Annotated in this window: 21 protein-coding genes; 14 read left to right on the forward strand and 7 right to left on the reverse strand. The window is 69.5% G+C overall.

Translation table 11 applies throughout. The features are described from left to right. The first annotated feature begins 4 nt into the window (after positions 1-4). Positions 5-1,069, forward strand: a complete 1,065-nt coding sequence (gene rutA, locus BR39_RS0116070) for a pyrimidine utilization protein A (RefSeq protein ID WP_029913978.1) — start codon at positions 5-7, stop codon at positions 1,067-1,069. A 132-nt stretch (positions 1,070-1,201) separates the two neighbouring features. Here rutA and BR39_RS0116075 read toward each other — a convergent pair whose 3' ends face one another. The 4 genes from BR39_RS0116075 to BR39_RS0116090 form a co-directional block, all read right to left on the reverse strand. Then, entirely contained in the window at positions 1,202-1,708 is a 507-nt protein-coding gene (locus BR39_RS0116075) for an FKBP-type peptidyl-prolyl cis-trans isomerase (protein ID WP_029913979.1), read from the reverse strand. A gap of 440 nt (positions 1,709-2,148) precedes the next feature. Beyond that, positions 2,149-4,083 carry a M61 family metallopeptidase gene (locus BR39_RS0116080; protein WP_029913981.1) on the reverse strand — a complete coding sequence of 645 codons (1,935 nt, stop codon included), beginning with the start codon at positions 4,081-4,083 and terminating at the stop codon, positions 2,149-2,151. A 234-nt stretch (positions 4,084-4,317) separates the two neighbouring features. Beyond that, positions 4,318-4,815, reverse strand: a complete 498-nt coding sequence (locus BR39_RS0116085; protein ID WP_029913982.1) for a hypothetical protein — start codon at positions 4,813-4,815, stop codon at positions 4,318-4,320. An 86-nt stretch (positions 4,816-4,901) separates the two neighbouring features. After that, positions 4,902-5,270 carry a response regulator gene (locus BR39_RS0116090; protein WP_029913984.1) on the reverse strand — a complete coding sequence of 123 codons (369 nt, stop codon included), beginning with the start codon at positions 5,268-5,270 and terminating at the stop codon, positions 4,902-4,904. 230 nt (positions 5,271-5,500) lie between these two features. Here BR39_RS0116090 and BR39_RS0116095 point away from each other — a divergent pair, with 230 nt between their 5' ends. The 5 genes from BR39_RS0116095 to BR39_RS0116115 all read left to right on the forward strand — a co-directional run bounded on the left by BR39_RS0116095 (position 5,501) and on the right by BR39_RS0116115 (position 10,271). Beyond that, complete coding sequence (locus tag BR39_RS0116095) at positions 5,501-6,130, forward strand: PepSY-associated TM helix domain-containing protein (protein WP_029913986.1); 630 nt, start codon at positions 5,501-5,503, stop codon at positions 6,128-6,130. 11 nt (positions 6,131-6,141) lie between these two features. Next, positions 6,142-6,666 carry a DUF2271 domain-containing protein gene (locus tag BR39_RS0116100; RefSeq protein ID WP_029913988.1) on the forward strand — a complete coding sequence of 175 codons (525 nt, stop codon included), beginning with the start codon at positions 6,142-6,144 and terminating at the stop codon, positions 6,664-6,666. Positions 6,667-6,685: 19 nt separating this feature from the next. Further along, the gene (locus tag BR39_RS0116105; RefSeq protein ID WP_029913990.1) at positions 6,686-7,612 is read left to right on the forward strand and encodes a DUF4198 domain-containing protein; all 927 of its coding nucleotides are present in this window, start codon (positions 6,686-6,688) and stop codon (positions 7,610-7,612) included. A gap of 140 nt (positions 7,613-7,752) precedes the next feature. After that, on the forward strand, positions 7,753-8,745 hold the full coding sequence (locus tag BR39_RS0116110; protein ID WP_029913992.1) for an FAD:protein FMN transferase: 993 nt from the start codon (positions 7,753-7,755) through the stop codon (positions 8,743-8,745). Further along, complete coding sequence (locus BR39_RS0116115) at positions 8,742-10,271, forward strand: sulfite reductase flavoprotein subunit alpha (RefSeq protein WP_029913995.1); 1,530 nt, start codon at positions 8,742-8,744, stop codon at positions 10,269-10,271. The genes BR39_RS0116110 and BR39_RS0116115 overlap by 4 nt, the downstream gene beginning before the upstream one ends. Positions 10,272-10,444: 173 nt before the next feature. Here the strand turns inward: BR39_RS0116115 and BR39_RS0116120 are convergent, their stop codons facing one another. Then, positions 10,445-10,999 carry a molybdenum cofactor guanylyltransferase gene (locus BR39_RS0116120; RefSeq protein ID WP_051695788.1) on the reverse strand — a complete coding sequence of 185 codons (555 nt, stop codon included), beginning with the start codon at positions 10,997-10,999 and terminating at the stop codon, positions 10,445-10,447. 192 nt (positions 11,000-11,191) lie between these two features. On the opposite strand from BR39_RS0116120, the gene BR39_RS0116125 reads away from it, so the two are divergent. From BR39_RS0116125 to BR39_RS0116150, 6 genes are all read left to right on the forward strand, one after another. After that, entirely contained in the window at positions 11,192-12,253 is a 1,062-nt protein-coding gene (locus BR39_RS0116125) for a LacI family DNA-binding transcriptional regulator (protein WP_029913998.1), read from the forward strand. A gap of 156 nt (positions 12,254-12,409) precedes the next feature. Next, entirely contained in the window at positions 12,410-13,561 is a 1,152-nt protein-coding gene (locus BR39_RS0116130; RefSeq protein ID WP_029914000.1) for a fumarylacetoacetate hydrolase family protein, read from the forward strand. A 23-nt stretch (positions 13,562-13,584) separates the two neighbouring features. Then, positions 13,585-14,337, forward strand: coding sequence for a D-xylose 1-dehydrogenase (xylB, locus tag BR39_RS0116135; RefSeq protein WP_029914001.1), 753 nt, complete (start codon positions 13,585-13,587; stop codon positions 14,335-14,337). A gap of 129 nt (positions 14,338-14,466) precedes the next feature. Next, a complete protein-coding gene (locus BR39_RS0116140; RefSeq protein ID WP_029914003.1) occupies positions 14,467-15,342 on the forward strand; it encodes an SMP-30/gluconolactonase/LRE family protein in 876 nt (291 codons plus the stop codon). Next, positions 15,329-17,110, forward strand: coding sequence for a xylonate dehydratase XylD (xylD, locus tag BR39_RS0116145; RefSeq protein WP_029914005.1), 1,782 nt, complete (start codon positions 15,329-15,331; stop codon positions 17,108-17,110). The genes BR39_RS0116140 and xylD overlap by 14 nt, the downstream gene beginning before the upstream one ends. Positions 17,111-17,312: 202 nt before the next feature. After that, a complete protein-coding gene (locus BR39_RS0116150; protein ID WP_029914007.1) occupies positions 17,313-17,813 on the forward strand; it encodes a GNAT family N-acetyltransferase in 501 nt (166 codons plus the stop codon). Between the two features lie 62 nt (positions 17,814-17,875). Here the strand turns inward: BR39_RS0116150 and BR39_RS0116155 are convergent, their stop codons facing one another. Beyond that, positions 17,876-19,012 (reverse strand): right-handed parallel beta-helix repeat-containing protein, encoded by a 1,137-nt coding sequence (locus BR39_RS0116155; RefSeq protein WP_029914009.1) that lies wholly within the window; start codon positions 19,010-19,012, stop codon positions 17,876-17,878. Positions 19,013-19,330: 318 nt separating this feature from the next. On the opposite strand from BR39_RS0116155, the gene BR39_RS0116160 reads away from it, so the two are divergent. Then, a complete protein-coding gene (locus BR39_RS0116160) occupies positions 19,331-19,795 on the forward strand; it encodes a hypothetical protein (protein WP_029914010.1) in 465 nt (154 codons plus the stop codon). Between the two features lie 199 nt (positions 19,796-19,994). On the opposite strand, the gene BR39_RS0116165 is transcribed toward BR39_RS0116160, so the two are convergent. Continuing rightward, positions 19,995-22,184, reverse strand: coding sequence for a TonB-dependent receptor domain-containing protein (locus tag BR39_RS0116165; protein WP_035018598.1), 2,190 nt, complete (start codon positions 22,182-22,184; stop codon positions 19,995-19,997). A gap of 285 nt (positions 22,185-22,469) precedes the next feature. On the opposite strand from BR39_RS0116165, the gene BR39_RS0116170 reads away from it, so the two are divergent. Continuing rightward, positions 22,470-23,906, forward strand: a complete 1,437-nt coding sequence (locus BR39_RS0116170) for a sugar porter family MFS transporter (protein WP_035018551.1) — start codon at positions 22,470-22,472, stop codon at positions 23,904-23,906. Positions 23,907-23,908 lie beyond the last annotated feature (2 nt).

Raw genomic sequence — 23,908 nt, forward strand, 5'->3', positions numbered from 1 at the left:
ACCCATGGAAATCGGCGTCTTCATTCCGATCGGCAACAACGGCTGGCTGATCTCCGAGGCGGCCCCGCAGTACATGCCGTCGTTCGCGCTGAACAAGGAGATCGTGCAGAAGGCCGAGAAGTACGGCTTCGACTTCGCGCTCTCGATGATCAAGCTGCGCGGCTTCGGCGGCAAGACCCAGTTCTGGGAGCACAACCTCGAGAGCTTCACCCTGATGGCCGGCCTGGCGGCCGTGACCGAGAAGATCAAGATCTTCGCCACCGCCGCCACCCTGACCATCCCGCCGGCCATCGTGGCCCGCATGGCCTCGACCATCGACTCGATCGCCCCGGGCCGGTTCGGCATCAACCTGGTGACCGGCTGGCAGAAGGCCGAATACGACCAGATGGGCCTGTGGCCGGGCGAGCAGCACTACACCGACCGCTACAACTACCTGGCCGAATACGCGACCGTGCTGCGCGAGCTGCTGGACACCGGCGTCAGCAACTTCAAGGGCAAGTATTTCGAGATGACCGACTGCCGGGTCAGCCCTCATCCCGAGGAGACCAAGCTGATCTGCGCCGGCTCGTCCAACGAGGGCCTGGCCTTCACGGCCCAGTACGCCGACTACAGCTTCGCCCTGGGCAAGGGCACCAACACCCCCACGGCGTTCGGCGGGGTCAACGACCGCCTCAAGGCCGCCGCCGACAAGACCGGCCGCGACGTGGCCTCGTACATCCTGTTCATGATCATCGCCGACGAGACCGACGAGGCGGCCATGGCCAAGTGGCAGGCCTACCGCGCCGGCGCCGACCAGGAGGCCCTGGCCTGGCTGACCAACCAGGCCGCCCCGAACGCCGCGGCGGGCGCGACCACCAACACCGCCCAGCTGGCCGCGCCGGAGTCGGCGGTGAACCTGAACATGGGCACGCTGGTGGGCAGCTATGAGAGCGTGGCGCGGATGCTGGACGAGGTCGCGGCCGTCGAGGGCACGGCCGGGGTGCTGCTGGTGTTCGACGACTTCGTGGCCGGGGTGGAGAACTTCGGGACGAAAATCCAGCCGCTGATGACGTCGCGAAAGGGGGTCTGAGGCGCACCCACTTGCCCCCACCTGGCGGCTTCGCCGCCTGTCCGCCCCCATAGGGGGCGGATCTTCCCCCTACGGGGGAGGAGCGCCGAAGGCGCGGAGGGGGCAAGTGTTCGCCGCCTCCGCGCCTTCAATTTAGTCCACCGCCAGCATGTCGATCAGCTTCAGGCGGAACACCAGCACGCTGTTGGCCGGGATCGGGCCCGTGGCGCGGTCGCCATAAGCCAGGTCGGCCGGGATCCACAGGGTCCATTCGTCGCCGACGTGCATCAGCGGCAGGGCCTCAAGCCAGCCCGGGATCAGGCCCTCGGCCGGCATGATCGCCGCCTGGCCGCGCTGGAACGAGCTGTCGAACACCGTGCCGTCCAGCAGCTTGCCCTCGTAGTGCACCTTGACGATGTCGCCCGGCTTCGGGGACTTGCCGGTCTTGGGGCCCGAGGTCGTGACCTTGTACTGCAGGCCCGAGGCCGTGGTGACCACGCCCGGCGCCTTGGCGTTCTGGGCCAGGAAGGCCTGGCCCTCGGCCAGGGCCTTGGTGGTGTCGACGGCGGCCGACAGCTGCGGCGGGGCCGAAGCCTCCTGCGCCAGGGCGGGGCTCGACAGCAGGCAAAGGCCCAGGACCAGGGCGGCGGTGCGGTTCATCTAGGACAGTCCATCTGAAGCGGAAGCTTGGGCTCTCTTTCACGGAACCCGTGGCGGCATCAAGGCCGCTCGACGCCGCAATGGACGCGTTGTGCATCTACTGAGATGGGGCGCGCCCTCTAACCCCCTCTCTCTTTGAGAGAGGGAGGGGCCCGCCGCGAAGCGGTGGGAGGGTGAGTGGTTTCGCCGCCAACCGGCAAACCCAGAGCCGTGCAGCCGTGTCCTTTGACGCCAGGCGAGTGCACGAAGGCCGCCGACGCGGACAGGACATCGCCCCGAAAACCCATTGAACGACCGTGTTTCATCCGGAGAGAGTGTAACCACTCACCCTCCCATGGCTTCGCCATGGGCCCCTCCCTCTCTCAAAGAGAGAGGGTGTTTCAAGAAAAAGGCCGCCGGCGTTTCCGCCGGCGGCCTCATCGTCGTGACGAACCGAAACCCTACTTCTTCGGCGCGTAGATGTCGTCCAGGCGCGGCGGCGTGCCTTCGATGCGTTCCAGGCGCGGGTACTTCAGGCCGCCGTGGTAGTCGACCTTGACCGTCCGGTAGCGCTCGCCGTCCTTGATCAGCAGCTCGACCAGCGGGGCGTCGGTCTTAGCCGTGGCCTTGACCGCGTCCTTGATCAGGTCGTCGCTGTAGGCCGTGCCGTTGACCGCCACGATGGTCTCGCCGGCCGTCAGGCCCGCCTTGAAGGCCGGGGTGTCCCAGTTGACCGCCGACAGCACGCCGCCGGCCCCGACCGTGATCCCCAGCGAGTAGCTGAGGTTGACGATCTTGCCCTTGGTCTCGGCCGCCTTGAAGAACTCGGTCGGGGTGTCGGTATAGACCAGCTTGTAGCCGCCGCGGGTCAGGCCATCCAGCGGGGCGTGCTCGGAAAGGCCCTCGATGCGGGTCTTCAGGAAGGTCGCCCAGTCGTACGGCACGACGCCGTTCAGGGTCTGAACCACGGTGTCGAAGTCGTAGGTCAGCACCACGTACGAGCCGTTCTCGACGCCGAAGAAGGCCTTGGCGAAGTCGTCCAGCGACTTCTTGCCGCCGGTCTTCTCGCGAATCAGGGTGTCGGCGTCGAGCCAGACCAGCTGGCCTTCCGAATAGTAGTCCTCGCTGCGCTGCCAGCTGGTCCACGAGGCCGGCTTGCGGTTGGCGATGATCGGGTCGTTGGTGGTGTCCAGCACGTTGCGCCAGTTGCGGCCGGCGCGGGTGTCGTAGAGCGCGGCGGTCATGGCCAGCGACTCCAGGCCCTGCTGCTTGGTCTGCAGGCCCGAGCGGGCGGCCAGGACGTTGCCCCAGTACTGGGTCTGTCCCTCGTAGACCCACATCAGGCTGTCGCGCATCGGCTCGTTCAGCGTGGGGGTGTAGAGGTCGGCCCCGCGGCGGAACTTGCCGTTCCACGAGTGGGTGTATTCGTGGGCCAGCAGGTCGCGGCCGACGAAGGTCTTGTCCCAGTCGGTGAAGTACTTCGGAACCACGCCGTTCTCGCTGGAGCGGTGATGCTCCAGGCCGATGCCGCCCATCTTGTCGGTCAGGGCCAGCAGGAAGTCGTAGTGGTCGTAGTGGTGCGAGCCGTACAGCTTGTAGGCCTGCTGCACCAGGTTGCGGTGGATCTGCAGGGCTTCCGGCTTGATCTCCAGCAGCTCGGGCTTGTCGGCCACGATGTTCAGGCGCACCGGCACGGCCGCGCCGGGGTCCAGGTCGACCTGCTTGTAGTAGCGGCCGGCGAACATCGGCGAGTCGACCAGGGTCTCGAAGGTGGTGGTCTTGAAGGTGGTCGACTGGCCGTTGGACGAGGCCTTCTCCAGCGCCGTGCCGAAGCCCCAGCCTTCGGGCAGCTTCACGGTCGGCTCGATCTGGATGCGGCGGGTGTAGTAGCCGGCCGGGTAGAAGCCCAGCTGCAGCCACTGCACGTTCAGCATGTCGTCGGTCACCAGGATGCGGCCCACGTCCGACTTCACCGGGGTGAGGAACTGGAAGCTGACCTGGATCTCGGTCGCGCCGTCCGGCACGTCGAAGTGGAAGGCGTGGACGGCGACCGGGTCGCGGGTCCACGGCAGGGTCTTGCCGTTCGCGGTGATCACCAGGCCGGCCATCTTGTCCAGATCGTTGCGGGGCGAGTGGCCGCCCGGCACCCATTGCGGGTACAGGATGGTCATCGGGCCGGCCTTGGCGACGGGGATCGTTTCGCGGACCTGGAAGATGCGGCGATCCAGGTCGGTGGCGTCGACGGTCAGCTTCAGCACGCCCGGATAGGCCACGTCCTGGGCCGCGGCGATCGGCGGGGTCGGCGGCCCCTGGACCGGCACGCGCTCCTGGGCCGAGGCGGCGCCGAAGGTCAGCGAAAGGGCGAGGGCGGAGGCGGTAAAGAACAGCGTTTTCAAGAAACGACCCCAATGCGACGCGCAGGCATGCTCCCGCGACGAAAGGCGGCATACTTCTCCTCTAAAGCCGTGCTTGTCGAGGTCATGTGTCGCGGAGATGCGGCGGTTGGTCGAGTTTTTGGGGTGAGCTTGCCGGATGGGCAGGCGGTGTCCTTGGATGATCCGCGTTACCCCAAGACGGCGGGCAGGCGTTCGCCCCTTGGCGAGACGGGGAGCCGAGCTTGGCCGGCCTGCCTAGCCGGCGTCGTAGAGGCACCAGGAATAGGGCGGCGCGGCGGTGATCTTCGGATCGCCGCGCCCCACGTGCGGAAGCACCTTGACCACGGTGTCCCGGGATTGCCCCGGCGGATAGACGATGAAGTCGACCGCGTTGCCGGTCCCCACGGCGACGCTGGTCCCGTCTTCGAACTGCACCGTGAAGACGGTGTAGCCCATGCCGCTTTCCCCGGCCTCGTACAGGGCGTCGGCGAAGGGCGCGGGGAGCCGCGACGGGCTGTCCGCGACGCTCGCCACGGTTTCGATATCCAGGGCCGTCTTGCCCCGATCCTCGTCCGGCCAAACACCCCAATACCGGAACCAGCGCTGGGCTTCGGCGAAGTACACGCAGTTCAGGACGGTCCCGTCGCGCAAGGTCGCCACGCAGGGCCGATAGAGGCCGCCGTCGGTCGCCTTGATCGTTGAAAGCTGCTTGGCCAGGGCCGTCGGCAGGGGCGGGAATCTGCGATTTCGCACGCGGTCTCCATGGGCGGGAGTGTCGTGTCCGCACGATAGTGACCAGGGCGGACGTCCGCTACGGATCGGTGACGGTTTCGCGCCCCTTAGGCCGCCCTGCCCCAGCGCGCTTCCAGGTCCCGCACCGCCCCCAGCAGGCGCGCCGGCGAGATCGGCTTCTCCAGCCGCGCGTCGCCGCGCTCGTCGTCCTTCAGCAGGTGCTCGTCGCGGGCCGAGGCCAGGAGGACGGCCGTGCGGGCGCCCCGGCGGCGGCGGGTGGCCCTGATCAGCTCGCCGCCGTTCATGCGGGGCATCGAGAAGTCGGTGATCAGCAGGTCGGGATCGAAGGCGTCCATCGCCTCCAGGGCCTGCTCGCCGTCGCGGCAGACCAGTACGTCGAAACCCGCCTCGCTGAGCGTGATCTCGTGGATGGTGGCCAGGAGGATGTCGTCCTCGGCCACTAGGATCTTGCGCACCGCTCGCCCCCGACGTGCTTAACAACTGATTAAGAAGATTTAGCCGCCCCCACGGCGCCCGTCTCCGTGCGCTATCGTCGCATGCGGCGCCTCGCGGAATCCTTAACCCGATCGGAAAGCCGCCCCGGGTGATCGCGGTTGCGCGTGAAGGCTTGCTTTTGCAAGTCGTTCTCAAGTATGGGCATGAAGCTCAACCAAGGCCCCGCGCCCGCCTCCCGCCCCTGGATTTCGTGAAGACCGCACCCGCCCAGCAAAGCCGCTCGTTCTGGCTCAAGCAGCTGCACCAGTGGCACTGGATCAGCGCCGCGATCAGCCTGATCGGCATGCTGCTGTTCGCGGTCACCGGCTTCACCCTGAACCACGCCGGCCAGATCGAGGCCAAGCCCAAGGTGGTCGACCGCAAGGCGACCCTGCCCGCCGACCTGCTGGCCGAGATCGCCAAGGGCCCGACCGAGGGCAAGCGCCCGCTGCCGATCCGGGTCGAGACCTGGCTCGACAAGGCCGTCGAGGCCGACATCGCCCGCCGCGAGGGCGAGTGGTCGGAGGAAGAGGTCTATGTCGCCCTGGCCCGTCCCGGCGGCGACGCCTGGATCAGCATCGACCGCGCCACGGGCGCCGTCGAGCACGAGAAGACCACGCGCGGCGCGATCAGCCTGCTCAACGACCTGCACAAGGGCCGCAACGCCGGCAAGGCCTGGGGCTGGTTCATCGACGTCTTCGCCGGGGCCTGCGTGGTGTTCGCGGTCACCGGCCTGATCCTCCTGCAGTTCCACGCCCGGGCCCGCCCCCTGACCTGGCCCCTGGTGGCCGGCGGGCTGGTGATCCCGCTGCTGCTCGTCATCCTTTTCGTCCACCTGTGAGGCGTCCCGCCATGAAGCGATCCCTGTCCCTGCTGACCTTCTCGGCCCTCGGCGCCGCCGGCGTCGCGACGCCGGCCCTGGCCGCCGACCTCAACGTCACCGTCGAGGTGCCGCGCCTGACGGTGGCCGAGTACCACAAGCCCTATGTCTCGATCTGGATCGAGAACCCGGCCGACGCCACCGCCGCAGGCACCCTGGCCGTCTGGTACGACGCCGACTCCAAGGAGGACAAAGGCGTCAAGTGGCTGAAGGACATGCGCCAGTGGTGGCGCAAGGCCGGCCGCACCATGAGCTTCCCCGCCGACGGGATCAGCGGCGCCACCCGTGCGCCCGGCCCGCAGAAGCTGGTGTTCAGCGGCGCCAAGGGCCCGCTGAAGGACCTCAAGCCCGGCCAGTACAACCTGGTGGTCGAGGCCGCCCGCGAGGTGGGCGGCCAGGAAGCCGTCCGCGTCCCGTTCACCTGGGGCAAGCCGGGCGCGCCGGCCACCGCCAAGGGCGCGACCGAGCTCGGCGCCGTCACCGTCGCCGTCAAATAAGCCAACAGAGAGCAACGCCATGACCTTCAAGAAGCGCCTTCTCGCCGTCGCCGCCGGGGTCGCCCTGCTGGCCCTGCCGCTCGCCGCCAACGCCCACCGCGGATGGATCCTGCCCTCGGCCACCGTGCTGTCGGGCGAAAGCGCCTGGGTGGGCGTCGACGCGGCCGTCTCCAACGAACTGTTCTACGCCGACCACAACGCCATGCGGCTGGACGCCATCACGGTCACCACGCCCGACGGTTCGGTCGAGAAGGTCCAGAACCCGTTCACCGGCAAGTACCGCTCGGTCTTCGACGTGCCGCTGTCCAAGCCGGGCACCTACAAGATCGGCTCGTTCTCCAACACGGTCATGGCCAGCTGGACCGAGAACGGCGAGGTCAAGCGCTTCCGCGGCTCGCCCGAGGACTTCGCCAAGCAGGTCCCGGCCGGCGCCGCCGACCTGAAGACCATCAAGAGCTCGAACCGCAACGAGACCTTCGTCACCCGCGACGCGCCGACCACCACGGTGTTCGCCCCGACCGGCAAGGGGCTGGAACTGGTCCCGGTGACCCACCCCAACGACGTGGTGTCCGGCGAGGCGGCGACCTTCAAGTTTCTGCTGGACGGCAAGCCGGCCGCCGACCTGGAAGTGACCTTCGCCCCCGGCAATTCGCGCTACCGCGCCACGCCCGGCGACTTCAAGGTCAAGACCGGCGCCGACGGGTCGTTCAAGGTCACCTTCCCGGAAGCGGGCATGTACTGGATGAACGCGGTGGTGCGCACGGGCGAGACCGGCCGACGTCCCGAGGGCGGCCCTCCGGGCGGTCCCGGCGGTCCGGGCGGCGGCATGGGCGGCATGCCCGGCATGGGCGGCCCCGGCGGCGGCCAGCAAGGTCCCGCCACGCCCCTGGCCGGCAACGGCATGAGCGCCAGCTACACCGCCACGCTCGAAGCCCAGCGGCCGTAGGGCCAACACACGTTGTCATCCCGGAAAGCGCGGAGCGCTTGTCCGGGACCCAGGGCGGCCGCACCGCATCCGCCCGGTCCCCTGGGTCCCGGACAGCCTCTGCGAGGCTTCCGGGATGACAAAGGTTGAGCAACATCCCCATGACCCGCGTCCTCGTCCCCCAGCTGACCGAGCCGCCCGCCCGCCCGATCGGCGGCGCGGTGCTGGCGCTCGGCGGCGAGACGATGGGCACGACCTGGTCGGTCAAGCTGGTCGCGCCGCCCACGGCCCAGGCCGACGCCCTGACCGCCATGGCCCGGCGCGAACTGGACGGCGTCGTCGCGGAGATGAGCCCGTGGGAGCCCCTGTCGGACCTGTCGCGCTACAACCGCGCCGCCGCCGGGACCTGGACCGCCCTGCCCCCGGCCTTCGCCGAGGTGCTGCGCTGCGCCCTCGAGATCGCCGAGCGGACCGACGGCGCCTTCGACCCGACCCTGGGCGCTCTGGTCGACCTGTGGGGCTTCGGCCCCCGCCCCTTCTCCGGCGCTCCGCCGGAAGCCCAGGACATCGCCAAGGCCCGCGCGCCCGCCGGCTGGCGTCGCGTGACGCTGGACGGCGACAGCCTGTTCCAGCCCGGCGGCCTGCGGCTGGACCTCAACGGGATCGCCAAGGGCTTCGCGGTCGACCGGGTGGCCGCCGCCCTCGACCGCGCCGGCGCGCGCTCGTACCTGGTCGAGGTCGGGGGCGAACTGCGCGGGACCGGCGCCAAGCCCGACGGCCAGCCCTGGTGGGTCGAGCTGGAGCGCCCCACGACCGCCAATGACGGCCTGCGCACCCTGGTCGCCCTGCACGGCCTGTCGGCGGCGACCTCGGGCGACTACCGGCGGTTCTTCGAGCACGACGGCCGCCGCTACGCCCACACCCTGGACCCGGCCACCGCCGCGCCGGTGGACCACGCCACGGTCAGCGTCACGGTGCTGGACAAGACCTGCATGCGGGCCGACGCCTGGGCCACGGCCCTGACCGTGATGCGGCCCGACGCCGCCCTGGCCTTCGCGACGGCGCACGGCCTGGCCGCCATGATCCTGGCGAACGGGCCGGCGGGCCTGGAGGAGCGCCTGTCGCCCGCCCTGACGGCGATGCTCGACGCATGAGCGCGTTCGAAGCCCTCTCCTCCGACCGCCTGACCAACGCCGGCCTGGTGCTGTGCGCCTACATGCTGTTCTGCCTGGCCATCGCCGTGCGCGAGGCCCTGCGCCAGCGCGCCGCCCGCCGCGCGGCCCAGGCCCTGTCGGCGGGGAGCGGCGCGCCGGTCCTGGTCGTCCACACCAGCCAGACCGGCTTCGCCGAGGAGCTGGCCATGGCCACCGCCAAGCTGCTGGGCGACGCCGGGGCGCGGGTGACGCTGAAGAGCCTGGCCGAGGTCACCACCGCCGATCTGTCCAGCGCGGGCCGCGCCCTGTTCGTGGTCAGCACCACCGGCGAAGGCGACGCCCCCGACACCGCCCGCCGCTTCATCCGCGACGTGATGGGCGGCCAGCCTGCCCTGCACGGCCTGAGCTACGGCGTCCTGGCCCTGGGCGACAGCAGCTACGCCCACTTCTGCGCCTTCGGCCGGACCCTGGACGCCTGGCTGGCCCGCCACGGCGCCGCGCCGCTGTTCGACCGGGTCGAGGTCGACGACGGCGACCCGGCCGCCCTGCGCCACTGGCAATCGCATGTCGGCCTGCTGGCCGGCGTCACCGACGCCCCCGACTGGACCCGCCCCCGCTACGGCCGCTGGCGGCTGGCCGAGCGCCGGCGCCTCAACCCGGGCAGCCCCGCCGACGCGGCCTTCCACCTGCGCCTGGAGCCGCTGGACGCCGTCACCTGGGAGGCCGGCGACATCCTGGAGGTCGGGCCGCGCAACGACCCGGCCGAGGTCGCCGCCCTGCTGGCCCGGCTGGGGCTGGACCCCGCCGCGCCGGTGACCGCCGACGAGGCGACGCGCCTGGGCGACGTCCTGTCCTGGCGCCGCCTGCCGCACGACAGCGCGCCGGCCACGACGGCCCAGGGCCTGGTCGACGCCCTGCCCCCCCTGCCCCACCGCGAATATTCGATCGCCTCGCTGCCGGCCGACGGCGGGGTCGAGCTGCTGGTCCGGGCCATGAAACGGGCCGACGGCAAGCCGGGCCTGGGCTCGGGCTGGCTGACCGCTCATGCCGCCGAAGGGGCCGAGATCGCCGCCCGGGTGCGGACCAACCGGTCGTTCCACGGCCCGGCCGACGACCGGCCGCTGATCCTGATCGGCAACGGCACGGGCCTGGCGGGCCTGCGCGCCCACCTCAAGGCCCGGGCGGCCGCGGGGCGTCACCGCAACTGGCTGGTGTTCGGCGAGCGCACCTCGGCCCACGACTTCTTCCATCGCGGCGAGATCGAGGCCTGGCAGGCCGGCGGCGTGCTGGCGCGCCTGGACCTGGCCTTCTCCCGCGACCAGGACCGCAAGGTCTATGTCCAGCACCGCCTGATGGAGGCCGCCGACACCCTGCGCGCCTGGATCGCCGACGGCGCGGCGATCTATGTCTGCGGCTCGCTGGAGGGCATGTCGGGGGACGTGCACGCCGTGCTCGTGGCCGTGCTCGGCGCGGACACGGTGGAGCGCCTGACGGACGAAGGGCTGTATCGGCGGGACGTGTACTGAAGCCGGGGACATGCCCTCGCGGCGTGTCCCCATCAGCATCCACGGCGCCAAGACTTGGGGACACGCCGCGAGGGCATGTCCCCGGCCGCGCTTGAAGGTGGGGACACACACTCACGGCAAAGTCCCTGCCGAATGATCACGGATCGCGGGGTGAGTGTGTGTCCCCTGTTCCGTCAGCCGCCCGACAGCGCCGCCCGCTCCTCCGGCGTGTTCGCGCCGCGCAGCCGCAGCTTCACCGTCTCGTCGCAAGCCAGCGTCGCCAGCCCCGCCCGCTCGACCAGCCGCCGCAACGGCCAGCCGGGCTCGGCGTCGGCCGGCAGGGCCGCCAAGGTCACCACCATCGGCACCGGCAAACCCTCATAGACCGCCCCCGGCGCCCCCGCCGCCAGCAGCGGCGCCAGGTCGTCCGCCGTTGCGGTCGGGGCGTCCACCGCCAGGACCAGGGCCCGCGCCAGGCCGTGGGCCGCCAGGGCCCGGGCCCCGGCCAGCACCCCGCCGACCGGTCCCGCCCCGGGGGCCGGGTCGTCGACGTGCTCGAGGCCGTGGTCGCGTCCCGCCGTCAGCACCCGGACCGCGCCGGCCGCGCGGGCCAGCGCCGCCACGCGGTCGACCGCCCGGCGGCCGTCCCAGTCCAGGGCCGCCTTGTCGGCGCCCATGCGGCGCGAGGCCCCGCCGGTCAGGATGATCGCCCCAAATAGGATCGAGGATGGGGTCGTGCTGGGGGTCATGGCGTCAATCTAGGTCAGACAAAGTTCCTCGTCTGCATCCCTGTTTCTCGCGACGAGTCCGGACGAAAGCAGGAAACGACGCCGCCCTGATCGCGCTGTCAGACCCTGTGCTCCATCAAAGACTTGCGCCTCGTCTTCCAAGACACGGCCAAAACGGTCTAGTGTCCGCCGCGATCAAGGGACGGACCATCGATGAACGACCGCAACGAGCGTCAACGCCGCCGCACGACCCAGAGCGCGACCATCCGCGACGTGGCGGCCCTGGCCGGGGTCTCGCCCATGACGGTGTCGCGGGTCATCAACCGCGAGACGACGGTCAAGTCCGAGACCAAGGCCCTGGTGGACGCGGCGATCCGCGACCTGAACTACGCGCCCAACCCCGCCGCCCGCAGCCTGGCCGGCTCGGCCCCGTTCCGCATCGGCCTGCTCTACGACAACCCCTCGACCGGCTACCTGTCGGAATTCCTGGTCGGGGCCCTGGACGAGAGCAGCCGCACCGGCGCCCAGGTGGTCATCGAGAAGTGCGCCGAGCCCGAGCTGGCCGGCGCCACCCTGACCCGCCTGCTGAAGACCGGCGTCGACGGCCTGATCCTGCCCGCCCCCCTCTGCGAGAGCGCCACGGTCCTGGCCGAGGTCAGGAAGGCCGGCGCCGCCGCCGTCGCCGTGGCCCCGGGCATGCCCAGCGCCGACATGGCCACCATCCGCATCGACAACGAGGCGGCCGCCTACGAGCTGGCCGAGCACCTGCTGGCCCTGGGCCACAAGCGCTTCGGCGTCATCAAGGGCCATCCCAACCAGACGGTCAGCCAGCAGCGCCTGGACGGCTTCCTGGCGGCCCTGAAGGCGGGCGGCGTGCCGGACACGAACGTCAGCGTCGAGCAGGGCTACTTCACCTACCGCTCGGGCCTGGAGGCCGCCGAGCGGCTGCTGGGCGAGGACGACCGCCCCACCGCCATCTTCGCCGGCAACGACGACATGGCCGCGGCCACGGCGGGGGTCGCCCACCGCATGGGCCTGGACGTGCCGGAAGACCTGTCGATCGTCGGCTTCGACGACACCTCGATCGCCGCCAACATCTGGCCGCCCCTGACCACCGTGCGCCAGCCGATCGCCGACATGGCCCGCGCCGCCGTCGACCTGGTGCTGGAAGAGATTCGCCGCAAGCGCGGCAAGGCCGGCGAGCCCCGCCAGCTGATGCACCCGCACACGGTCATCGTCCGCGACTCGACCGGCCCGGCTCCCAGCGAAGGCTGATCCCGCCTGGGCGCGCCGATTACGCTCGCCAAGTCCATCAATTGTAATATCAAATCACCGACTTGCGCGACCATGCATGTTAGCGCTAACAGATGAACCGACGTGAACGAGCGTGACCATGGTCCGGTCGCACAGCTCGGCAAGGGAGAAGACGTGGTGGGCATTGTGGAGTTCCTTCCCGAGGATTGGCGCGACGCGACCCTGCTGGGCCGTATCGACTTCGGCCAGGGTCCGACCCCCGTCCTGATCCGCGGCGGGCGGATCGAGGACGTCAGCAAGATCGCCCCGACCACCTCCGACCTGATGAACGCCTTCGAGCCCGGCGCGGCGATCCCGCGCGGCGAGGACCTGGGCCCGCTGGAAGCGCTGGACGTGCGTCCGGTCTGGGCGAACCCGGAAGGCGCGGCCGCCAAGCTGCTGGCCCCGGTCGACCTGCAGGTGCTGAAGGCCGCCGGCGTCACCTTCGCCGTCTCGACCCTGGAGCGGGTGATCGAGGAGCGCGCCCGCGGCGACGCCGCCGCCGCCCTGAAGATCCGCGAGCAGCTGTCGGCCAGCATGGGCGGCGACCTGCGCAGCGTGAATCCGGGTTCCGAAGGCGCCGCGCGCCTGAAGGCCACCCTGATCGCCGACGGCCTGTGGTCGCAGTACCTGGAAGTGGCCATCGGCCCCGACGCCGAGATCTTCACCAAGGGCCCGACCCTGTCGTCTATGGGCTGGGGCGACCACGTGGGCGTCCGCAGCGACAGCCACTGGAACAACCCCGAGCCGGAAGTCGTGCTGCTGTGCGACGGCCAGGGCCGCATCCGCGGCGCCTCGCTGGGCAACGACGTCAACCTGCGCGACTTCGAAGGCCGCTCGGCCCTGCTGCTCAGCAAGGCCAAGGACAACAACGCCAGCTGCTCGATCGGCCCGTTCTTCCGCCTGTTCGACGACGGCTTCGGCCTGGACGACGTCCGCAACGCCGAGGTCACGCTGAAGATCACCGGCCGCGACAACTTCGTGCTGGACGGCCACAGCAACATGAGCCTGATCAGCCGCGACCCGGCGGTCCTGGCGGGCCAGGCCTACGGCAAGCAGCATCAGTATCCCGACGGCTTCGCCCTGTTCCTGGGCACCATGTTCGCCCCGATCCAGGACCGCGACGCCGCCGGCCAAGGCTTCACCCACAAGGTCGGCGACCGCGTCCGCGTCGCCACCCCCAAGCTGGGCGTGCTGGAGAACGAGGTGACCACCTGCGATCTCGCCGCCCCCTGGACGTTCGGCGTCTCCGCCCTGATCCGCAACCTGGCCGGCCGAGGCCTGCTGTGAACATCGAAGTGAAGCGTCCGCAAGTGAGCACCTCCTCCGCCATCTATCCCAGCCTTCGGGGCAAGCGCGTCGTCGTCACCGGCGGCGGCTCGGGCATTGGGGCCGGCATCGTGGCCGGCTTCGCGCGCCAGGGCGCCGAGGTGATCTTCCTCGACGTCGCCGACGAGGACTCCAAGGTCCTGGCCCAGCAGCTGTCGGGCTCGGACATCGCGCCGGTCTACATCCGCTGCGACCTGATGGACCTGGACGCGGTGGCCAAGACCTTCGCCCAGATCGGTCCCATCGACGTGCTGGTCAACAACGCCGGCAACGACGACCGCCACAAGCTGGCCGAGGTGACGCCCGCCTACTGGGACGAGCGCATGAACGTGAACCTGCGCCACATGCTGTTCTGCACCCAGGCCGTGGCCCCCGGCATGAAGGCGCGCGGCGGCGGCGCGGTGATCAACTTCGGTTCGATCAGCTGGCACCTGGGCCTGGAGGACCTGGTCCTCTACGAAACCGCCAAGGCCGGCATCGAGGGCATGACCCGGGCCCTGGCCCGCGAGCTGGGCCCCGACGACATCCGCGTGACCTGCGTGGTGCCGGGCAACATCAAGACCAAGCGCCAGGAGAAGTGGTACACGCCGGAAGGCGAGGCCGAGATCGTCAAGGCCCAGGCCCTGAAGGGCCGCCTGGTGCCCGACAACGTCGCTTCGCTGGTGCTGTTCCTGGCCTCGGACGACGCGGCCCTGTGCACCGGCCACGAATACTGGATCGACGCCGGCTGGCGTTGATCGGCGCGTAGCCCCCTGCCCGCCCGGCGCGCGCTCGAAAGGCGCCGCGCCGATCTCCGACCTTTGGAGGTGCTGTCGCGAGGCGGCCGAGAGGGTATACCGCGCTAGGAACTCGAGAGGACGTCGCGCATGCCCACCCCCACCTGCGTCTGGGACCTGAAGGCCACCCTCGGCGAGGGGCCGATCTGGTCCGCCGAGGAGCAGACCGTGTGGTTCGTGGACATCAAGGGCCACAAGGTCCACCGCTTCCATCCGGCCAGCGGCGAGACCAAGAGCTTCGACGCCCCCGACCAGGTGACCTTCCTGGCGCCCCGCGCGGGCGGCGGTTTCGTGGCGGGCCTCAAGAGCGGCCTGCACCACTTCCACCCCGACAGCGGCTTCGCCTTCCTGGGCGAGATCGAGGACGCGGCCCTCAACAACCGTCCCAACGACGCCACCGTCGACGGCGCGGGCCGACTGTGGTTCGGCACCATGCACGACGGCGAGGAGACCCCGACGGGCGCGCTCTACCGCCTGGACGAGGCCGGCCGGCCGATCAAGGTCGACGACGGCGTCTGCATCACCAACGGCCCCTGCGCCTCGCCCGACGGCAAGACCTTCTACCACACCGACACCCTGGAGAAGGTGATCTGGGCCTATGACCTGGACGCCGACGGCGCGCTGTCGAACAAGCGCGAATTCTTCCGCCTGGACATCGAGAACGCCTGGCCCGACGGCTCGGTGGTCGACGCCGAGGGCTATGTCTGGACGGCCCTGTGGGGCGGCCACGGCGCCCTGCGCATCTCGCCGGAGGGCGAGATCGTCGACCGCGTCACCCTGGACGCCATCAACGTCACCAAGCCCTGCTTCGGCGGGCCCGACCTGAAGACCCTGTATTTCACCACCGCCCGCAAGGGACTCAGCGACGAGCAGCTGGCCGCCTATCCGCTTTGCGGCGGCCTGTTCGCCCTGCCTGTCGCCGTCGCGGGCCAGCCCCAATACGAGGTGCGTCTTGACCTCCCCTAACCGCCAACCCCGCCGCTTCCGCTCGCGCGACTGGTTCGACAATCCGGACCACATCGACATGACCGCCCTCTATCTGGAGCGGTTCATGAACTACGGGATCACGCCCGAGGAGCTGCGCAGCGGCAAGCCGATCATCGGCATCGCCCAGACCGGCAGCGACATCTCGCCGTGCAACCGCATCCATCTGGACCTGGTGACCCGGATTCGCGACGGCATCCGCGACGCCGGCGGCATCCCGATGGAGTTCCCGGTCCACCCGATCTTCGAGAACTGCCGTCGCCCGACGGCGGCCTTGGACCGGAACCTGTCCTATCTGGGCCTGGTCGAGACCCTGCACGGCTATCCGATCGACGCCGTGGTCCTGACCACCGGCTGCGACAAGACCACCCCGGCCGGCATCATGGCCGCCACCACGGTCAACATCCCGGCCATCGTCCTGTCGGGCGGTCCGATGCTGGACGGCTGGCACGAGGGCGAACTGGTCGGCTCGGGCACGGTGATCTGGCGCTCGCGGCGCAAGCTCGCCGCCGGAGAGATCAACGAGGAGGAGTTCATCCAGCGCGCGTCGGACAGCGCCCCCTCGGCCGGCCACTGCAACACCATGGGCACGGCCTCGACCATGAACGCCGTCGCCGAGGCCCTGGGCCTGTCGCTGACCGGCTGCGCGGCCATCCCCGCCCCGTACCGCGAGCGCGGCCAGATGGCCTACAAGACCGGCCAGCGGATCGTCGACCTGGCCTATGAGGACATCAAGCCCAAGGACATCCTGACCAAGAAGGCGTTCGAGAACGCCATCGCCCTGGTCGCGGCGGCCGGCGGCTCGACCAACGCCCAGCCGCACATCGCCGCCATGGCCCGCCACGCCGGCCTGGAGATCACCGCCGACGACTGGCGCGCGGCCTACGACATCCCGCTGATCGTCAACATGCAGCCGGCCGGCAAGTATCTGGGCGAGCGCTTCCACCGGGCCGGCGGCGCGCCGGCGGTGCTGTGGGAGCTGCTGCAGCAGGGCCGCCTGCACGGCGACGTCCTGACCGTGACCGGCAGGACGATGGCCGAGAACCTCGAGGGTCGAGAGACCAAGGACCGCGAGGTGATCTTCCCCTACGCCGAGCCGCTGGCCGAGAAGGCCGGGTTCCTGGTGCTGAAGGGCAACCTCTTCGACTTCGCGATCATGAAGTCCAGCGTCATCGGCGCCGACTTCCGGGCGCGCTACCTGTCCAAGCCCGGCCAGGAGGACATCTTCGAGGCCCGGGCCATCGTGTTCGACGGTTCGGACGACTACCACGCCCGGATCAACGACCCGGCCCTGGCCATCGACGAGCACTGCATCCTGGTGATCCGCGGCGCGGGTCCGATCGGCTGGCCCGGCTCGGCCGAGGTGGTCAACATGCAGCCGCCGGACCACCTGCTGAAGAAGGGCATCATGAGCCTGCCCACCCTGGGCGACGGCCGGCAGTCGGGCACCGCCGACAGCCCCTCGATCCTGAACGCCTCGCCCGAGAGCGCCATCGGCGGCGGCCTGTCGTGGCTGCGCACCGGCGACACCATCCGCATCGACCTGAACACCGGCCGCTGCGACGCCCTGGTGGACGAGGCGACGATCGCCGAGCGCAGGAAGGAAGGCATCCCGGCCGTCCCGGCGACCATGACCCCCTGGCAGGAAATCTACCGCGCCCACACGGGCCAGCTGGAGACCGGCGGGGTGCTGGAGTTCGCCGTGAAGTACCAGGACCTGGCGTCGAAGCTGCCTCGGCACAACCACTGATCTGGAAGGCCCTCGGCGTGATCCGGGGGCCTTTTGATTCAAGGGATCGGCGGCCAGCACTTGCCCCCTGCGGATCGCTTCGCGATCGTCTTCCCCCGGAGGGGGAAGAGCCTCGCGCACTAGGCTCCGCCCCCTACGGGGGCGGACAGACCGCGAAGCGGTCAGGTGGGGGCAAGTCAGTGTGATCCCACGGAGCCAAACGATGACCGAGGTGAGAGACGCCCAACCCGCCGACCTGAAGCCCCTCGCCCACCTCTGGTGGTCCGGCTGGCGCGACGGGCACGAGGGTCTGCTGCCCGAGGCCCTGAAGCGCCTGCGCACGCTGGAAAGCTTCGAGGCGCGTATGGCCGCCGCCCTGCCCAAGGTGCGCACCCTGGGCCCGGTCGGGGCGCCGCTGGGCTTCCACCTGCTGAAGGACGACGAGCTCTATCAGTTCTACCTGGCCGCCGAAGCGCGCGGGACCGGGGCGGCGGCGGTGCTGATGGCCGACGCCGAGGCGCGGCTGGCCCGGGCCGGCGTCGAGACCGCCTGGCTGGCCTGCGCGATCGGCAACGCCCGGGCGGCGCGGTTCTACGAGAAGGCCGGCTGGACGATGGCGCGGATCGAAAACGTGCCTACCGAAACCTCCGAGGGCCTCTTCCCGCTGGAGGTCTGGCGCTACGAGAAGCGCCTTGCGGCGAAGCCGCCACGGCATGACCCCTAGGGCCGCGAAAAGGGGACATGCGCGTCCGCATGCCCCCTTCCCTGTCTGCCGACGCCCGCGCGCTAGACGCGGTTGCCGATCGAGTTCGGGTTGGTCACGCCCGTCTGGGCCCCGAGGTTGTTGTTCCTCAGGTCGTTGCCGACCAGCAGCACGTCGGCGTTCGTCACCACGCCCCAGTCCTGCTGACCGCCCCACGACCGCGACCGCACGCCGCTGACGACGCCCGAACCGCCCGTGTAGAAGTAGATGCCGTTCGAGCGGCCGCCGTTGTGCAGACGGCCGTTGGCGATGAACTGGCCGCCGGTGATCGTCACGTCCGGGCAGTTGACGAGGATGCCGTCATTGCCGTTGTTGGTGACGATCGTCGGCCCGACCTGAACCTGCTTGTTGTGGTCGGACAGGTAGATGCCGCAGTCGCCCTCCAGCTCGATGAAGCCCGGCCGGATCAGGTGCTGGGAGCCCCAGGTGTCCAGGTAGATCCCGTGCCCGCCGTCCTCGCCGTAGAACCCGCCGTCGATGCGGATGCTGGCGATGGGGTTGGTCGACAGGCCGAGGGCCGCCACGCCGTTGCCGGTGTTCTTGTAGGTGACACAGGCTTCCAGGGCGCCGACCGACGTGGCCGGAGCCGTGCCCTGGCTGGCGTAGTGGTAGCCGTCGCCGCCGTTCAGCGAGGCCGTGCACTTGTGCAGGTAGTATTGCAGCGGGTTCTGGGCGTACGCGCCGTTCGAGGTGAAGCTGAAGCCGTGCGAGACGTTGTTCAACGCGCCGCAGTTCTCCAGGATCGTGTAGGCCGTCATGCCCAGGTTCCAGCCGATATAGTTGGCGTTGGCGCGAACGTTGGTGATCACGCCGTTGTCCCAGCTGTAGTTGGCCGCGACCTCCAGCTTGATCCCGTCGCCGCCGAGCACGGGCGTGACGATGTGCTCGACGGTGAAGTCCGCCATGGTGACGAAATCGGTGGCCGCCTTGATGACGATCACCGGTTGGTTCGAGGCGTCGGACTGGATCTTGGTCACCCCGATGCCGCAGCCCCGGAGCGCGATGTTGTTGCGCGCGGGAAGGACGATGGGGGTCTTGACCAGATAGGTCTTGGCCAGCATCCGCACCTCGTTCGAGGCGGCGAACGCGGCCGCGAAGGCCGGCGCGTAGTCCCCGTTGGGCGCGGGGCTGTAGTCATCGACGAAAACGTAGTTGGTCATCTCTAAATTCTCCAAATAATTCAAAAATATCTGCCAAAATTGCAGGTCCGCCGCCTTGCCTCCCGGTCGGGAGGAACGCCTTGGACAGTCCGGAGAATAGCCAGCCGCTACGTCAGACTCGGACGCCATTTGTTCCTATTTTGTTCTCATTTTTCGACAGGCCTAGGCGCGACCTTCCTCTGCCCGTCGGCCTAGGGGTTTTGCCCGGTCGCGCCTGCGGCCATGGCCCGATGGCGACGGGGCGACGGCGGGGCGAAGGTCGTCGATGGGGCCTGCCCGCCGCGGCGGCGGACCGGGTCCCTCCTGAGGAGACGTTCCATGGCTGCCGGACTTCGAGCGACCCTGGCGATCGCGCTGCTGGTCGGCGAACTGGCGACGGCCGGGACGGCCTTCGCCCAGTACGCCTATCCCGCCAAGGGCCAGAGCCAGGCCCAGCAGCAGAAGGACGAGGCGTCCTGCACCGACTGGGCCACCCAGCAGAGCGGCTTCGATCCCCGCAATCCGCCCGTGCCCGCCCAGGCCCAGGCCGCGCCGGTCACCGGCAGCGGCGCCCGGGCCAAGGGCGCGCTGGTGGGGGCGGGCATCGGCGCGGTCTCCGGCGGCGACGCGGGCGACGCGGCCCTGGCCGGGGCCGTCGCCGGCGGCGTCATCCGGCGCGGCAAGAACCGGCGCGCGGCCCGGGCCCAGAACGAGGCCAACGCCGCGGCGGTCGCCGGCACGCAGGCCGCCTTCGACCAGGCCCGCGCCGCCTGCCTGACCGGTCGCGGCTATACGCTGAGGTAGCCGCAAAGTCTGGGGTGCTCGAAACGCCCCAAAAGCCAGAACGTAAAATCCGTTGTCATCCCGGAAGCCCCGCAGGGGCTGTCCGGGACCCAGGGGACTGGGCTGATGCGGTGCGGTTCCCCTGGGTCCCGGACAAGCGCTGCGCGCTTTCCGGGATGACAACCGTTTGGTGAGCGTTCCGAGGCTGCGGCGCTAGCCCCTACCCTCCGGCCGCGCCGGTGCCGAAATCGAACTGCTCGGGCCGCTGTTTGCCGCCGCCGAAGCTGTAGGTGAAGCCGAAGAACACCGCCCGCACATTGCCGGTCCGCTCGACCCGTTGCTTCAGGGTCGGGGTGTCGATCACGCCCACGTTCTTGAACGAGTCCAGCACGTCGTTGGCCGTGACCACGAAGTTCAGCTTGTCGGTGACCTTGCGGCGATAGCCCAGGTTCAGCAGCGAGATCGGCTCGTTGTAGCCCTGGGGCGTCAGGCGCTTGCCCGAGGTGAAGCCGTTCAGCTGGAAGAAGTCCTTGGGCGTGGCCTGCCAGCTGAGGCTGGCGCGGCCCGACAGGGTGGTCATCTCGCGCGTGCCCGCCAGCCCCGGCGTGGTCGATTGGATCTCGTTCCAATAGGCGTTGCCGCTGATGTTGTAGCTGAGCTTGGGCGTCAGCTTGCCGTTGGCCACCAGCTCCAGCCCGCCGTTGCGGCTCTTGGCCAGGTTCTCGCGGGTGTTCAGGAACGTGCCGTCGCCCAGGTCGCGCGTCACGTTGGTCACGCCGTCGCGGCTCTCGCGGTAATAGGCCGTGGCCAGGTACGAGTTCGGCCCCTTGCGGTACTGCCAGCCCAGCTCGTAGCTGTCGGTGACCTGCGGCTTCAGGTCGGGATTGCCGGCCGCGAAGTTCTTGGGGTCGATATAGACCGGATAGGGGTTCAGGTCCTGCGGCTGCGGACGCTGGACCCGCCGGCTGTAGTTGGCCGTGAGGGTCTGGGTCTGGCTGAGCGTGTAGCCCAGGTGCAGCGACGGATAGAGGCGGAAGTAGCTGTTCTCGTCCTTCTGGACCGAGGTCACCTGGTTGGTGTGGATATCGACCTGCTCGGCCCGCAGGCCGGCCAGGGCCGTGAAGTCGTCGCCGAACGGCCGCTCGTAGGTGACGTAGCCGGCATAGACGTCCTGGTCGTACAGGAAGCGGTTGGTCAGGGCCGGCACGACGGCCAGGCTGTCGGTCGACGCGCCCCGGGCGCCGTGGTTGTCGTAGTCGTTGCTGGTGGTCTCCAGGTCCAGCCCGGTCTTCAGCTTGGCCTCGCCGGGCAGCGGGCGCGTGTAGTCCAGCTTGAAGTTGGCGCGGTCCTGCGTGTTGCCGAAACCGAAGGCCTCGTAGAAGTCGGGGCTCAGGTTGTTGTCGGTGAAGGCCGTGCCGTTGCGCTTGAAGTCGGTGACCTCGTATTCCAGGTGGGCGTCCAGCTCGTGCTCGGCGCCCTTGAACTGGTGCCGCCAGTCGCCGCTGATCGCGCCGTTCTGGCGGTCAAGGTTCGCGCCGCTGTCGCGGAAATAGGCCGCGCCGGCGGCGGGGACCAGGGTGGTGAAGGTCTCCTGCCCGCCGGTGAAATAGTCCATGTCGCGATAGCGGATCTCGCCGCTCAGCCGGTCCTTGGGCGTGAGGGCGTAGTCGGCGGCGCCGCGCAGGCTCAGCGCGCCGCCGGCGTTCATGTAGGCGCCGGCCTGCTGGGTCGAGCCGCCCGTGACCGGGTTCTGCCGCGAGTCTTCCAGCCAGGATTCCTGGCGGTCGTAGCGATAGCTGGCGTCGCCCGAGAGGGTCAGCTTGCCCTTGACCCGGTTGCCGCTGACGCCGGTGCTGTAGCGGCCGTTGGGACCGATGTTCAGCTTCACCGAGCCGGTCGCGCCGGGCTTGCGGGTCTGCTTGGTGATCAGGTTGATGATGCCGGCCGTGCCGTCGGGACGATAGGCGGCCGAGGGGTTGGTCATCACCTCGACACGGTCGATCTGGTCGGCCGGCAGCTGCTGCAGGGCGTCGGCCTTGCCGTCGCCGTTGAACATGCTGGACGGCTTGCCGTCGATCATGATCGTGACGTTCGGATCGCCGCGCAGGCTGACATTGCCCTGCACGTCGACCTCGACCGAGGGGATGTTGCGCAGGGCGTCGGCGATCGAGCCGGTCTTGGCCGACAGGTCGTTGGCGACGCTGTAGCTGCGGCGGTCGATCGAGGTGCGCATGGCGGTGGAGTCGCTGGTCACCGTCACGCCCTCGACCGCGGTCGGGGCGTCCGCCGGCTTGGCCGGCTTCGCCGGCGCCTGCGCCTGCGCCTGCGCCGGGGCTGGCGCCGTCTGGGCCAGGGCCAGGCCGGGCGACAGGATCGCCGTGGCGGCGAGCAGCAGGACTTTCAGACGCAAGGACATCCCCCGATGGACACTTGTGCGACAGGGCGAAGCTCGCCCACGACTTGGAAGCGCGAAAGAGGCCAACTCGCGCCGCGAAGCAAATATCTTTTCGGCAATGTTCGTGCGCCAGATCGCCGCTTCGGCGGATGACAACGTTGCCATGGCGCCTTAAGCCTGGACATCTAAGGGCGCTTGCGACCTGATACCGCTAACATTAAGGTTCGAGCCAATCAAAGGCCCCAGTCCAGGGCTCGTTAGGGATCAAACGCGGCCTTCGGGCCTATCGGGGAAAACAAAGTGGCATCTGTATCGAACGCCGGACCGAGCGCCGGCATGAGCGCGGACGGCGCGAAGGTCAACATGGCCTTCGTCGCCGCCATCGTCGCCGTCGCGACCATCGGCGGCTTCATGTTCGGCTATGACAGCGGGGTCATCAACGGCACGCAGAACGGCCTGAAGGCCGCCTTCGGCCTGACCGAAGCGGGCGAAGGCCTGAACGTGGCCGCCATCCTGCTGGGCTGCGCCTTCGGCGCTTTCGCCGCCGGCCGCCTGGCCGACGTGTGGGGCCGCCGCACCGTGATGATCATCTCGGCCCTGCTGTTCCTCGTCAGCGCCCTGGGCACCGGCGCCGCCCACACCTCGCTGGTCTTCGTCGTGTTCCGCCTGATCGGCGGCCTGGGCGTCGGCGCGGCCTCGGTGCTGTGCCCGGTCTACATCTCGGAAGTCACGCCCGCGAACATCCGCGGCCGCATGTCGTCCGTGCAGCAGATCATGATCATCACCGGCCTGACCGGCGCGTTCCTGGCCAACTACTTCCTGGCCCACACCGCCGGCAGCTCGACCGCCCCGTTCTGGCTGGGCCTGCCCGCCTGGCGCTGGATGTTCTGGATGCAGACCATCCCGGCCGGCATCTTCTTCCTGTGCCTGCTGAGCATCCCGGAAAGCCCGCGCTACCTGGTGACCAAGGGCAAGGACGCCGAGGCCGAGAAGATCCTGTCGCGCCTGTTCGGCGCGGGCCAGGGCGCCGCCAAGGTCGCCGAGATCCGCGCCTCGCTGGCCGCCGACCACCAGCCCAAGCTGTCCGACCTGCTGGACCCGGTGACCAAGAAGCTGCGCCCGATCCTGTGGGCCGGCCTGGTCCTGGCCGTCTTCCAGCAGCTGGTCGGCATCAACATCGTCTTCTACTACGGCTCGGTGCTGTGGCAGTCGGTGGGCTTCACCGAGAACGACAGCCTGAAGATCAACATCCTGTCGGGCTCGCTCTCGATCCTGGCCTGCCTGCTGGCCATCGGCCTGATCGACAAGATCGGCCGCAAGCCGCTGCTGCTGATCGGCTCGGCCGGCATGGCCGTGACCCTGGGCGTGCTCACCTGGTGCTTCTCGACCGCCACCACGGTGAACGGCTCGCTGCACATGGCTGACAATGTGGGCCTGACCGCCCTGATCGCGGCCAACGCCTATGTGGTGTTCTTCAACCTCAGCTGGGGTCCGGTGATGTGGGTCATGCTGGGCGAGATGTTCCCCAACCAGATGCGCGGTTCGGCCCTGGCCGTCGCCGGCTTCGCCCAGTGGATCGCCAACTTCGCGATCTCGTTCAGCTTCCCGATCATGAAGAAGATCAGCCTGCCGGCCACCTACGGCTTCTACGCCCTGTGCGCCCTGGTCTCCTACTTCCTGGTCCAGAAGCTGATCCAGGAGACGCGAGGCAAGGAACTGGAGGCGATGGAAGGCTAAAG

Source organism: Caulobacter sp. UNC358MFTsu5.1 (genome assembly GCF_000712075.1).
Classification (GTDB): domain Bacteria; phylum Pseudomonadota; class Alphaproteobacteria; order Caulobacterales; family Caulobacteraceae; genus Caulobacter.